This window comes from Burkholderia sp. JP2-270 (assembly GCF_003233675.1).
Lineage (GTDB): Bacteria > Pseudomonadota > Gammaproteobacteria > Burkholderiales > Burkholderiaceae > Burkholderia > Burkholderia pyrrocinia_C.
The window spans coordinates 23,677-37,068 of the sequence record NZ_CP029825.1 but is presented as its reverse complement, the minus strand read 5'-3'; the positions used below and the strand labels follow the sequence as shown (position 1 = coordinate 37,068).

Annotated in this window: 11 protein-coding genes; 5 read left to right on the top strand and 6 right to left on the bottom strand. The window is 67.6% G+C overall.

What is annotated here, in order from left to right:
• Positions 1-120: 120 nt before the first annotated feature.
• Together hutG and DM992_RS17840 are read right to left on the bottom strand one after the other, a co-directional pair.
• Entirely contained in the window at positions 121-930 is an 810-nt protein-coding gene (gene hutG / locus DM992_RS17845; RefSeq protein ID WP_111017988.1) for an N-formylglutamate deformylase, read from the bottom strand.
• Positions 931-947: 17 nt separating this feature from the next.
• Positions 948-1,913, bottom strand: a complete 966-nt coding sequence (locus DM992_RS17840; RefSeq protein WP_111017987.1) for a LysR family transcriptional regulator — start codon at positions 1,911-1,913, stop codon at positions 948-950.
• 181 nt (positions 1,914-2,094) lie between these two features.
• On the opposite strand from DM992_RS17840, the gene DM992_RS17835 reads away from it, so the two are divergent.
• From DM992_RS17835 to DM992_RS17815, 5 genes are read left to right on the top strand one after another with little or no spacing between them, the layout of a single operon-like run.
• Positions 2,095-3,279: an FAD-binding oxidoreductase gene (locus tag DM992_RS17835; RefSeq protein ID WP_111017986.1), complete on the top strand. Its 1,185-nt coding sequence runs from the start codon at positions 2,095-2,097 to the stop codon at positions 3,277-3,279.
• A gap of 25 nt (positions 3,280-3,304) precedes the next feature.
• On the top strand, positions 3,305-4,084 hold the full coding sequence (locus DM992_RS17830) for an electron transfer flavoprotein subunit beta/FixA family protein (protein ID WP_111017985.1): 780 nt from the start codon (positions 3,305-3,307) through the stop codon (positions 4,082-4,084).
• Positions 4,081-5,019 (top strand): FAD-binding protein, encoded by a 939-nt coding sequence (locus tag DM992_RS17825; RefSeq protein ID WP_111017984.1) that lies wholly within the window; start codon positions 4,081-4,083, stop codon positions 5,017-5,019. The genes DM992_RS17830 and DM992_RS17825 overlap by 4 nt, the downstream gene beginning before the upstream one ends.
• Positions 5,016-5,654: a HutD family protein gene (locus DM992_RS17820; protein WP_111017983.1), complete on the top strand. Its 639-nt coding sequence runs from the start codon at positions 5,016-5,018 to the stop codon at positions 5,652-5,654. Before DM992_RS17825 ends, DM992_RS17820 begins: the two co-directional genes overlap by 4 nt.
• A gap of 29 nt (positions 5,655-5,683) precedes the next feature.
• Entirely contained in the window at positions 5,684-7,348 is a 1,665-nt protein-coding gene (locus tag DM992_RS17815; RefSeq protein WP_239511401.1) for an electron transfer flavoprotein-ubiquinone oxidoreductase, read from the top strand.
• A 427-nt stretch (positions 7,349-7,775) separates the two neighbouring features.
• Here DM992_RS17815 and DM992_RS17810 read toward each other — a convergent pair whose 3' ends face one another.
• The 4 genes from DM992_RS17810 to DM992_RS17795 form a co-directional block, all read right to left on the bottom strand.
• Complete coding sequence (locus tag DM992_RS17810) at positions 7,776-10,151, bottom strand: exo-beta-N-acetylmuramidase NamZ domain-containing protein (RefSeq protein ID WP_111017981.1); 2,376 nt, start codon at positions 10,149-10,151, stop codon at positions 7,776-7,778.
• Positions 10,097-11,344 (bottom strand): putative glycoside hydrolase, encoded by a 1,248-nt coding sequence (locus DM992_RS17805; protein WP_111017980.1) that lies wholly within the window; start codon positions 11,342-11,344, stop codon positions 10,097-10,099. Before DM992_RS17805 ends, DM992_RS17810 begins: the two co-directional genes overlap by 55 nt.
• Entirely contained in the window at positions 11,337-12,125 is a 789-nt protein-coding gene (locus DM992_RS17800; RefSeq protein WP_111017979.1) for a polysaccharide deacetylase family protein, read from the bottom strand. The genes DM992_RS17805 and DM992_RS17800 overlap by 8 nt, the downstream gene beginning before the upstream one ends.
• Positions 12,126-12,242: 117 nt before the next feature.
• Positions 12,243-13,178 carry a 1-phosphofructokinase family hexose kinase gene (locus tag DM992_RS17795; protein WP_111017978.1) on the bottom strand — a complete coding sequence of 312 codons (936 nt, stop codon included), beginning with the start codon at positions 13,176-13,178 and terminating at the stop codon, positions 12,243-12,245.
• Positions 13,179-13,392: the final 214 nt, after the last annotated feature.

Here is a 13,392-nt window from a genome sequence, read left to right as displayed (position 1 = left end):
GCCGTGCGTCGTTTCATCTGTTCAATCGATCCTGCCTGCCCGCGGTGCGACGTCTTGTTGAATACGGTGCAACGGCGCACTGAAACGGAAACCGCGGTTACGAAGATGTATCAGGAGTGCTTATGCTGAGGCGGGCGGCAACGTCGCGAGCACAGCCAGCGCCGCATCGATCATCCGGCGCAGCGTCGGCTGCACGGCCGCCGCGCGAGCGGGGTCGTATGCGAACGGAAATGCCTCGCTCATGTATGTGGACTGGCACATCTCGAGCTGGATCGCGTGCACCCCACACGACGGCTCGCCGAACCGCCGCGTGATATGGCCGCCCTTGAAGCGGCCGTTGGCCACCCACGTGAACGGACTCGCCGCGGCTTCGCGCGCCACGGCGGCGAGCAGCGCCGGCGCGGCGGTGCGGCCGTCCTGCGTGCCGAGATTCAGGTCCGGCAGCTTGCCGTCGAACAGTCGCGGCAGCACACTCGCAATCGAATGCGCTTCCCACAGCAACACGTTTCCATGCCGCGCACGCAATCTGGCCAGCTCCGCTTCGAGCGTCGCGTGATACGGCTGCCAGTATTCATGTACCCGGCGCGCTTTCTCCTGCGCGTCGGGCGCGCCACCCTCCCGGTAAACCGGTTCGCCGCAGAAGGTCTCCGTCGGGCACAGCCCGGTCGTCGTCTGCCCCGGATACAGGCTTTCGTCGTTCTGCGGCCGGTTGAGGTCGATCACATAGCGCGACACTGTCGCGCCAAGGACCGTGGCGCCAAATTCCGATGCGAACGCGTACAGGCGGTCGAGATGCCAGTCCGTATCGGCGAGCGTCAGCGCGGCCTCCGAGTACGTGTCGCGCAGCGGCGCCGGAATCCCGGTGCCGAGATGGGGAATCGAAATCAGCAGCGGCGCATCGCCCCGCTGCAACGTAAACAGTTCGGTCATATGGCACTCCGTGGAAATCAAAGCAGCGCATCGTCGGGCAGATGCGGCAACGCGCGTTCGAGCGCGGGCCGAATCGAGCGGTCGATGACGGTCCGCGTCAACGCGACGATTTCCCTGACGAAATCGTCCCACTCGCCCTGACGGTGCAGCAGGAAGAAATCCCGCCGACCGAGCCGTCCGGACGGCAGCGGCAATACCTCGATTTCGGCGAGATAGTGACGCGCCTGCCACAGACATAGCGGCGTCGAGATCGCAAAACCGAGCCGCGCGGCCACGAGGCTCAGCAGCGGATCGGTCGCGTCGAATTCGAAGCGCTTCGGGCTGTCGATGCCGAGGTGCCGCGCGTAGCGTTCCACCTGCTGGCCGATCACCGAACGCGCGGTGTAGCGAATCAGCGGCAGTTCCGCCGCCAGCGTGCGCCAGTCGAGCTTCGGGCGGCCGGCCAGGTGGCTGCGCGCAACGACCGCGACGAACGCCTCCGAGAACAGCGGCATCTCGACGATGCGCGCATCGTTCAGCGTGGTCTGCGTACAGACTGCGACATCCAGCTCCCGATCGTGCAGCTGCTTGCTCAGCCCGGGTGTCAGCCCGGACCACATCGTGATCTGCCGGGAGGTGCCGGAAACAGCCCGGATCAACTCCGGGCCGACCGTCGCGGCGAATGAATCGACGCAGCCGAGCCGCACCGGCAGCCGGCCGGCGTCCGACACGTCGCCGACGCGCGCGCTGACCATCTGCGCATGCTCCAGCAGCGGCCGAGCCAGTTCGAGCAATGCACGCCCGGCGACATTCGGGCGCGGGGGGCGGCTGTCCCGGTCGAACAGCACCGTGCCCTGCTCGCGCTCTAGCGCGGTGATCGCCTGGCTGATCGCGCTCTGGCTCACGCCGATCCGCCTGGCCGCGGCGGTCATCGAACCGGTCTCGCAGACGGTGACGAATGCCTCTAGCGCCCGCAGATCGATTGGCGGTGGGGTGCGTCTCATCGTTTCTCCCGGGTAGACGCCGGATTCGGCGGACCGGCGGCATGGAACGGATGGTGCGCCGGATCGGGCGGCCCGGGCGCGAGATGAGCACTTCCGGGGACGCAGCATAAGTTTGCCTAATACAAAATTCGGCCGCGCCCGTACTTTCTAGAATCGGCTCACTGCCTACCCAGAGGGAATCATGAGCCATTACGACTTCATCGTGATCGGAGCCGGCGTGATCGGCGCATCCGTCGCACATCATCTGGCGTCGTTCGGCGCCGGTAACGTGCTTGTCGTCGAACGCGGGATGATCGGCGCCGGAACGACGTCGCAATCGTCCGGCCTGCTGCGCACGCACTACTCGGTGCGTCAGAACGTCGAACTCGCGCGCGCATCCTGGTGGGCCTTCAACAACTTCGCCGAATACGTCGGCGACGACGAGGCGTCGTGTGGCCTCGTCAAGTGCGGATACATGATCTGCGCGCCGGACGGCGACAAGCTCGATCCGCTGCGCGCGTCGCTCGACGCACAGCGTGCGATGGGTATCGAGGTCCAGCTGCTGGACCGGCAGGACGCGCAGGCGCGCTTGCCGATCGCGCGCTTCGACGACGCGGCGCTGATCGGCTTCGAGCCCGAGGCCGGATTCGCCGACGCGTATCTCGTCGCCACCGGCTTCGCGAAATCCGCGCGCCGCCGCGGCGTGAAGATTCTCGAAGGCACGACCGTCACCGGCGTGTTGCGCGAGGGCCGCCGCGTCGTCGGCGTCGACACGACCGCCGGACGCTTCACCTGCGGCACGCTGATCAGCACGCAGAACATCTGGACGCCCGAACTGTCGGACTGGATCGACGTGCCGCTGCCCGTCAAGCCCGAGCGCCACACCGTGCTGGCGCTCGAATGCGATGCGCACTACTCGTTCAAGATGCCGGCGTTCAAGGATCTCGGCTCGCCCGGCATGCTGTATTACCGCAGCTACGGCGGCAGCCAGATGCTGGTGTCCGAGGGCGTGGTCGGCGAGACGCTGAATGCGCCCGAGACGGAACAGGGCGACATCTCCCTCGATTACGTCGCCGAGGTCGGCGCGCAGGTCGCCGAGCGCTTCCCTGCGTACGAAACGGCCGGGCTCGCGTCGTCGTGGACCGGCGTCTACGACGTCACGCCGGACTGGAACCCCGTGCTCGGCAACGTCGGCGACATCGACGGGCTCGTCGTGGGCTTCGGCTTCTCCGGCCACGGCTTCAAGCTTTCACCCGGAATCGGCAGGCTGCTCGCGCAGCATGCGCTCGGTCTCCCGACCGACGTCTCGCTCACCCCTTACGCGCTCGAACGCTTTGCGACGGGCGCATTGCTGACCGGCAAGTACGGCCTCGGCGCCGTGTCCTGACCCGCCTTCTTTCGGAGCCGACATCATGTCTCTCAAGATCCTGGTCCCCATCAAGCGCGTGGTCGATCCGAACGTCCGCGTCCGTATCGGCACGGGCGGCACGATCGACACGGCCGGCCTCAAGATGTCCGTCAACCCGTTCGACGAATGCGCGATCGAAATGGCGCTGCGTCTGCGTGAAGCGGGCCACGCCGCGCATGTCACTGTCGTCACCTGCGGCCTGCCGGTATGCCAGGACGTGCTGCGCACCGGGCTCGCGATGGGCGCGGACGACGCGGTCCTGATCGACACCGGCGACGCGGGTGCGTCGCTCGATTCGTCGGGTGTCGCGCACCTGCTTCGCGCGTTCATCGCCACGTCGCCGTACGACCTCGTGCTGTGCGGCAAGCAGGCGATCGACGACGACACCGGAGGCGTCGCGCCGATGCTCGCCGGCCTGCTCGGCTGGCCGCAGGCGCTCGACGCGACCGGCCTCGCGCCGGACGGCGCCGGCTGGCGCGTCACCTGCGGCGACGATGCGGGAACGGCCACATGGCAGCTCGCCGGCCCCGCCGTGATCAGCGCCGACCTGCGGCTCGCGGAACCGCGCCGCGTGACGCTGCCGAGCATCGTCAAGGCGAAGCAGAAGCCGCTCGCAATCATCGATGCCGCTCCGTTAGGCGCCGATCTGGCGCCCGCCACGCACACCGTTCGCCTCGACGAACCCGCGATCCGCCGAGCGGGCACCCGCACGGCCGATATTGCAGAATTCGTCGCCGCGCTCGCCGCACAAAACGTATTCGTTCATTCGGGAGCCACCGCATGAGAACGCTCGTCATCGCGGAAACATCCGCCGGCACACTGGCCGAATCGACGGCGCGCATCGTGACCGCCGCCGTTCAGCGGCGCCAGCCGGTCGACGTGCTGGTCCTCGACCCGGCCGCCGCAGCGGCGGCGGCCATGATCGAAGGTGTCGAGCAGGTGCTCCATCTCGTTGCGGCAGACGCTGCTGCCATCCCGCCTGAAGCGTTGGCGGCGGCGCTGTGCGAATTGGCGCCGCGCTATTCGCTGTTCGTCGCCGCGCATCGCACGCTGGGCCGCAACGCGCTGCCGCGTGCGGCCGCCGTCGCCGGCGGCGCGTTCGTCGCGGACGTCGTGGCAATAACGGACGACGATCGCTTCGTTCGCGGCCTCTATGCGGGCAGTATCGTCGCCACGGTGACGAGCGCGCGTGCGAAAACCTTTGCTACGGTTCGCGCATCTTCGTTCCCGCCCGCCGGCGTGCGCACCCAGCCGGCCCCCGTCGCGGCGCTCGACGATCCGCCGGCCTTCTCGGTGACGACGCTGCTCGAGCGGCACAGCACGCAAGCGACCGGCCTCGACCTGAACAACGCGCCGATCGTCGTATCGGGCGGACGCGGGCTAGCGTCCGGCGACAACATGGCAAGGCTCGGCGCACTGGCGGCGCGGCTCGGCGCGGCACTCGGCGCATCGCGCGCCGCGGTCGACGCGGGCTATGCGCCGAACGCGATTCAGGTGGGCCAGACAGGCAAGACCGTCGCGCCGGATGTCTACCTCGCATTCGGCATTTCCGGTGCCGTGCAGCATCTCGCCGGCATGAAGGACTCGAAGCTCGTCGTCGCGGTTAACAAGGATCCGGACGCCCCTATTTTCTCGTTCGCCGATATCGGTTTCGTTGGCGACCTGTTCGATGTGATAGCTGCGCTCGAGCGTCACGTCGGCGCGGGAGACGGCGCATGACACAGGCGTCGTCCGTTGGCGCTAGCGCCGTGCATCCCGCACCTTCCTCCCATCGCTATCCGAGCGTGCAATTCGTCGATTGCGCGCTGATTGCGCCCGAAGCGTGGGCAAACGGGGCCGGCGTGACGAGGACCGTCGCCCGGCGCATCGGCGCCGACGGCGTCGCCGATTGGCGAGTCAGCCTCGCAACGCTCGACGGATCGGCGCGCTTCTCGCAGTTTCCGGGGATGGATCGCACGCTCGTCCCGATCGACGATACGCAGGTCGAGTTGAACGTGCAGGATGGGCAGCTGATCGCGCGCTCCACGCAGCCGGCGTGCTTTCCCGGCGATCTCCTCGTGTGGACGAGCGGCATGACGCGCTCGACGACAGTCCTTAACGTAATGACGCGGCGCGACGCATGTCGCGCAGCAGTCACCGTGACGACCCATTCGCGTCGGATCACGCCCGCGCCTGCGCAACTGTTGATCAGCGCGTCCGGGCAATGGCGCGTCGAGAGCAGCTTGCTGAGCGCGGTCTCGCTGGGTTCGATGCAGGGTCTGTGGGTCGAGGGACGCGTCGAGGAGCTCGACCTGTGCCCCGTCGCTCCCGGGTCCAGGCTGATCTCGATCGCAATCCATTTGATCCCGCACTGAACGACACGACTAGTGAAGACATGCCTGATATGACCTTTGCCGAACAATACGGCCCGCGCGAATCGATGGAATACGACGTCGTGATCGTCGGCGGCGGCCCCGCCGGGCTGTCGGCGGCGATCCGGCTCAAGCAGCTGGCCGCCGAGAAAGGCACCGAGATCGGCGTGTGCGTGCTCGAGAAGGGTTCCGAGATCGGCGCGCACATCCTGTCGGGCGCGGTGATGGACCCGCGCGCGATCACCGAACTGTTTCCCGACTGGAAGGAACGGGGCGCGCCGCTCACCGTCGAGGTGACGGAAGACCGCTTCCTGTTCCTGTCCGAGAAAAGCGCGGTGACGACGCCGAACTGGGCGCTGCCCGAGAACTTCAAGAACCACGGCAACTACGTGATCTCGCTGGGCAACGTCACGCGCTGGCTGGGCCAGCAGGCCGAAGCGCTCGGTGTCGAGATCTTCCCGGGCTTCCCGGCGGCCGAGATTCTCTATAACGACGACGGTTCCGTGAAGGGCGTCGCGACCGGCAACATGGGTGTGGGCAAGGACGGCGAGCCGACCGAGAACTTCCAGCTCGGCATGGAGCTGCACGCGAAGTACACGTTGTTCGCCGAAGGCTGCCGCGGCCATCTGGGGCGCCAGCTGATCTCGAAGTACAAACTGGATGCGAACGCGGATCCGCAGGCGTACGGGATCGGCATCAAGGAACTGTGGGAAATCGATCCCGCGAAGCACAAGCCGGGCCTCGTGATCCACACGGCCGGCTGGCCGCTGAAGTCCGATACCTACGGCGGCTCGTTCCTGTATCACATGGACAACAACCAGGTCGTGGTCGGCTTCGTGGTGGGCCTTGGCTACACGAACCCGTACCTGTCGCCGTTCGAGGAATTCCAGCGCTACAAGACGCACCCGTCGATCCGCGCGTTCCTCGAAGGCGGCAAGCGCGTGTCGTATGGCGCACGCGCGATCACCGCGGGCGGGCTGCTGTCGCTGCCGAAGACGGTGTTCCCGGGCGGCGCGCTGATCGGCGACGACGCGGGTTTCCTGAACGCATCGCGGATCAAGGGCAGCCACGCGGCGATCAAGACCGGCATGCTGGCGGCCGACGCCGCGTTCGACGCGGTGCAGGCCGGCCGTCAGAGCGACGAGCTCAACGCGTACCCGGACGCGTTCAAGCAGTCGTGGCTGTACACGGAGCTGTACCGCGCGCGCAACTTCAAGCAGTGGATGGCCAAGGGGCTGTACCTGGGCACGCTGATGGTCGGGCTCGAGCAGAAGGTGATGGGCGGCAACGTGCCGTGGACGCTGCATCACCAGCACGCGGACCACGAGATGCTGAAGCCGGCGTCGCAGTGCGAGCCGATCGAGTATCCGAAACCGGACGGCAAGCTGACGTTCGACCGGCTGTCGTCGGTGTTCATCTCGAACACGAATCACGAGGAGAACCAGCCGGCGCACCTGACGCTGAAGGATGCGAGCGTGCCGGTGAACGTGAACCTGCGCACGTACGCGGGGCCGGAGGGGCGCTTCTGCCCGGCGGCGGTGTACGAGTTCGTGAAGAACGACGACGGCAGCGATCGGCTGGTGATCAACGCGCAGAACTGCGTGCACTGCAAGACCTGCGACATCAAGGACCCGACGCAGAACATCGTGTGGGTCACGCCCGAAGGCGGCGGCGGGCCGAATTACGCAGGCATGTGATCAGGAGGCTGCTCACATCCGAGTGGCACGTATATTGAACCCGGATCGGACTTTTTCGCGGCCGTTTCCCCCGGGGGGCTTGGATCTTGCGAACGCTGGCTGGAACCGCAGTGTTCGCGTTCACCGAATCTTGCCCCCCGGGGGGGCAATTCTGCGTGGACATCAACATACAGCGACAAGCACAGCGTGTTCCGCAGCCCGAGAGCGCCATCGCCATTCTCCGTTCATTGCCACATGCGGGCCTACCGGTGTCCCGGCATACATGTCCCGCCCTTCACGCTCCATCACCTCAGCCGCCGGACGATCAGCATCGAGACCGCGACGACGCCCTATCCGGACATTCGGCTGAATGCACTCGCCGAACGCAAGGGCATGTCCCGTTCGGCCTACGTTGACGCGTATCGAACGACGCGGCCGCACGGCGGATTCAGTACAGCAGAAACGCCGCGCGCGCTTGCGCGAACGCCGCCGCCTGCGTGTCGACAACCCGTTCGATGTCGTCGAGCGGCCGCCCCGCTTCCAGCATGTCGGCTACCTCGCGCGAACCGACCGACGCGCGAATCGCGTCGATCCGGAACAGTCCGGGATAACGACGGTGCAAAACGAGCGCGAGTGCGAGCCCGATTTCGCCGGGTTTTGCCGCGCCGGGCAGTCGCGCAATGCGCACACCCTCGCACGGTACGCCGCGATAGGTTCCTTCCGCCGGCACGAAGCGAACCTGTGCGAAGGTCGCGCCGAGCCGCATTGCGCGAAGATCGTCGGCGAGCGCATGGCCGTCGATCCACGGCGCGCCGACCACGCCGAACGGCGTCGCAGTGCCGCGCCCCACACTGACCGCCGCACCCTCGACGAGCCCCGTCTCGGGATACAGCGACAGCGCGCCGGCATCGCGCAGGTTCGGCGACGGCGGCACCCAGCCCAGCCCGGTTGCGTCGAAGCGCATCGCGCGCGCGTAGTGCGCCATCGGCACCACGGTAAGCGCGGCGCCGATTCGCAGCCGGTCATTGAACAGGCGCGCGAGTTCGCCGATCGTCATCCCGTGCTGAAGCGGCAGCGGGTAATAGCCCGTGAACGTCTGCGGCCCCGGATCCGCCACCGGGCCGCCGACGACATCCGCGCCCAGCGGATTCGGGCGATCCAGCACGAGCACCGGACGCTGCACGGCAGCAGCCGCCTCGAGCGCATAACCAAGCGTGGCCAGGTAAGTGAAGAAACGTACGCCGGCATCCTGCAGGTCGATCACCAGGACATCGGCGTCGGCGAGCAACTCGGGAGCGATCCGGCGGCGGCTGCCGTAGAGGCTGTGAACCGTCACGCCGGTCGCGGCATCGATCGTGTCGCTGAACGTTTCGTCCACGTCGGTGCCGAGCCCGTGCTCGGGCGCGAACAGCGCAACGAGCCGTGCGCCCGGCGCGTGCGCGAGCAGGTCGACAGTGCGCGTGCCGAACCGGTCGAAGCCGCTGCGATTCGTGATCAGCGCAATGCGCTTGCCGGCCACGGCCGCGAATCCGTCCGCCGCGAGCACGTCGATGCCAGCCAGCACCGGTCCGTGCGATGCCGGCAGCCGGGCGGCACGGGCGACGGCCGCGGCCATCGCGGGTGCGCGCGTGGCGATCTGCGGCAACGTCAACGGCCCCGCCCCGCTCGATACGATGCCGAGCACCAGCTCGCGCAACGGTGCGGCGGTGCCGGTTTCATCGGGATACAGCCGGCTCGTCAGCACGACCGCGAAGCGGCGCGTCACCGGATCGATCCACAGGGCGGTGCCCGTGTAGCCGAGATGCTGCAGCGCGCCGACCGCGGGCAGCCGGTAGCGGTTCGCGACGAGCGGCGCCGCGACCGCCCAGCCGGTCGTGCGCAGGTCGCCTTCGGCATCGAGCGTGGCCGGCGTCTCGAGCGTCGCGATGCTGGCGCGGCTCAGCACGCGTGCCGAGCCGAGTGTGCCGCCGTTCAGCAGCATGCGTGCGAAGCTCGCGAGATCGTCCGCGCTCGCGAACAGGCCCGCGTTACCCGCCACGCCGCCCATCGCGGCGGCGATCGGGTCGTGCACGCGCCCCTTAAGCAGGCGGCCATCCCGCACGACCGTGGGTGCGACGCGCGCCAGCAAGGACGCGGGCGGCCGAAACGCCGTGCTCGCCATTCCGAGCGGCGCGAATATGTGCGTCGCGCACCACGTGTCGAGCGACCGCCGCGAAACACGCTCGACGATCTCGCCGAGCACCACGTAGTTGACGTCGCTATACCGTACGCGCGCGCCGGGCCGCGCGTCGGGCGCCATCGCGACGATGTCGGCCAGCACCGCCGCGCGGCTGCGCAGCGCGCGAGACGACACACCGGGCGGCAGACCCGATGTATGCGCGAGCAACTGTCGAAGCGTGATGTCCGCCTTGCCGCCCACGGCGAACGCAGGCCAGTAGCGTGCGGCCGGCGTGTCGAGATCGAGCTCCCCGCGCTCCGCGAGCTGCATGACGGCGATGGCCGTCGCCACGGGCTTCGTCAGCGACGCGAGATCGAAAACGGTATCGGCCGTCATCTCCTCGGCGGCCGCGCCCGTCACACGAAGGCCGCGGGCCACACGTACGCGCACACCGTCCGCATCGCCCGTCACGACGACTGCGCCGGCAAGATGGCGATCGGCGATCTCGGCGGCAATGGCTGCGTCGATCGCGGCGGCCGGCGGTAGCGCCGCGGCCGGGCCTGCTTCCGCCCGCGCGCAGACGGGCGCCAGCGCGAGCAGCAGCGCGCCGGTCAGCGCGGCAGCGCAGCGGGATCGTAGCGATTGCGTGGATTCCACAGCATCCATCCGTCCGTGCCGGCTGCATCCGCGGCGTCGACCTGCGCGCGAATCTCATCCGCATCGAATTCCCTGTGGTCGAACGCGTAGTCGCGAAACGCCTGCAGCCACGGCCGAAATCGCACGCCGGCGAGCCCCGTGCGGTGCTTCGCTTCGGTAAGCGAACGTTCGACGATCTCACCCGGATGATCGGTGGGTTGGCGACAGCCGGGCAAGCCCCACGTAAAGCCCGACGGGTACAGCATCGGCGAAATGTAGTCGACCACCCCGCCCAATGCGCCGAGCTGTTGCCCGATGTGCGTGTCATCCTCGTTCCAGCACACGTAGCCGAAGATGTCGGCCGACACATAAACGTTGTACGGCCGCAGCCGCTCGCGCGCCCCCGCCAGGAATCCCGTGATCGCTGCCACGCGGTTCGCTTCCGTATTGGGCTCGCTGAAGCGCAGGTTGTTCGCATCGGGAAAGCGCAGGTAGTCGAACTGGATCTCGTCGAAACCCAGCTTCGCAGCCTCTTCCGCGACGTCGAAGTTGTGTGCCCACGCCGCCTGCACGGTCGGATCGATCCATCGCAAATGCTCGCGGTCGCGCCAGATCCCGCCGGCCGCATCGCGCACTGCCCAGTCCGGGCGGGCTGCCGCGAGCGGATCGTCCTTGAACACGACGATGCGGGCGATCAGGTACAACCCGCGCGCATGAAACGCGCGGATCAGGCCCGGCAGGTCGGGGACGCGCGGTGCCGGATCGCTTGCCGCGCCGATCGCTTCGCGTGCCGCGCTGCGATAAGGGGTCGTCCCGCGATCGCCCTTCACGTCGATCACGAATGCGTTGACGGCCGTGCGGCCCTGCAGCGCGAGCGCCGCATCGCGCAGCGTACGGTCCGCGATGCCGTAGGCTGACAGGTAGACCGCTTTCGGACGCACCGGTGTCATGCGTATCGTATGCGTGACCTCGGCCGTCGTCAGTGCGACTTCGGTTCGTGCATAGCCTGGCGCACGCACGCTCAAGCGTGTACCGGTCGTTTCGACCTCCAGTGAAAACGCTCCGTCGCCATCCGCGGTTCGGCTTACGCCGGACGCGTAGCCGATCGCACCGGCCAGCGGGTGCCCGTTCGTGGCATCGACGACCGTGATCGTCACCGGTGCCGCCTGGGCGGCGAAACCGGCGAGCGACAGCAGGAGGCAGGCGATCAGGCGGTCAATCATGGCTTCCCCCGGCGGTGTGCAGCAATCCGTTCATGCATCGTGCGTCGCATGTATCCGTCATCAGATAGCGCGGCAGTGCCATTGCCGGGTCCGTGAGCCGAACGGGGCGTGCATCGAGCGTGAAGGCGGCGACATAACCTTCGCGAGCGGCCAGTTGGTCGGTTTCTTCATCGTGGACGCCGAATGGCCAGGCCAGCAGCCGGATCGGCTTGCCGGTTTCGGACTCGAGCCGTTCGCGGGAGCGGCTCAACTGGACGGACACGAAGCGCCGGTAGTCGTCCGCCGTGCGCCGGGCGCGCTCGGTATGAAAATTCGGATGCCAGTACGTATGGGACTCGATGTCGAATCCGCCGGATCCGCCAAGCGCGCGCAGCTGGTCCCACGTCATCGCGTAGCTGGCGTTGGAGATTGCCGACGGATAGATGAACAGCGTGACCGGTACCGGGTGCCGGGCCAGCAACGGGCGCAGTATCTCGTAGACGGAAAGGTGACCGTCATCGACCGTGATCGCGACCGCCCGCGCCGGCACGGCATCCGTCTGGCCGGCATGCCAGCGCACCACGTCGGCGAGCGGCACGATGCGATAGCCGCTTGCCTCGATCGCATGCAGCTGGTTGAGGAATGTCTCGGTACGTACCGTCATCGAATCCAGGCGCTCCGCCGCAAACCGGTGATAGACGAGAATCAGCACGCGTTGCGGCGCCGGCACGACGGCGTCGGCCGAGGCGGCCGGCGGCATGCACGACAGAGCGAACAGACAGACGATCAAGCGGAAGACCATGGCGCACCTCGGGGAATCGCTACCCTATTCTTCCCGATCGCGCCGAGCGCTCGCTGAGCCAGGTCAACAACCGTTCGCACGGCGACGACATCGCGCACGTGTCCGGCGGCATCCGCGTCAGGTTGCTTCGGCAACCAGTTCGGCATGAATCCGCTCGACATCGTCGCGTGTGCAAAGCGCCGTGCCGGGATGCTCGACCGAAGCAACCGATGCCGCCAGCGCATAGCGGCACGCATCGTCGAAAGGCACGCCGCGCGCCAGCGCCCAGACCATGCCGCCGACGAAACTGTCACCGGCGCCCACCGTGCTGCATACCGTTGCCGGCCTGCCATGCAGGCGCAAGGTTCGATCGCGCGTGACGACCCATGCTCCGCGGGCACCGAGCGTCAACGCGACGATTTCGGCTTGCCCTTGCGCCACGAGTTCGCTCGCTTTCCGGCATGCCGACATGTCATCGAGCGGCTCACCGGCCAGCGCGCTCAGTTCGCCGAGACTGGGCTTCACGAGATGGATGCCGGCCTCGAGCGCTGCTCGCAGCGCCGGGCCCGCCGCATCGACGACCACCCGGCTGCCGTTCGCTTTCGCCGTCCGCGCGAGCCGTGCATACAGGTCGTCCGGCGCGCCGGGCGGCAAGCTGCCGCTCAACACGAGATAGCGTGGCGTGGGTTGCATGGCCTCGATGCGAGCCGCGCAGTCCTGCCACTCGGCTTCCGTGATCGACGGTCCCGGCGTCAGGAAACGGTATTCGCGCCCTGTCGCGGTCTCGGTCACGCAAAAGTTTTCGCGTGTCTCGCCGGCGATCCGCAATCGCACTGTCGGCAGATGTTCGGCTTCGAGCAGCAGCGTCAAAACGTCACCGGTCGGCCCGCCTGCCAGGTACAGCGCGACGCAGTCGCCGCCGAGCCGGTGAATGGTTCGTGCGACGTTGATCCCGCCACCGCCCGGGTCGCGCCTCGGCCGCGCGCAGCGCAGCTTGTGCGTATCGACGATGTGCTCGACCGACGTCGCGACATCGACGGCAGGGTTCAATGTGACGGTAACGATATCGGTCATGGGGCTTAGTCGATAAAAGGCTCGATCGGCCGGCTTGCGCGACCGGCACCGGCGTGACGATTTCCGGCAACCGACGCATGCCGGCCCTTGCGCCACCTTACGTTCCACAGCGGGCGCGGCGTTGACGGCGGTCAAGCAATGCCGCAAAGGCGCCGGATTGCGCTCGATCAACGATGCGTGCCGGCAGGCCCTTACAGTGAATCATTCGCCGTCG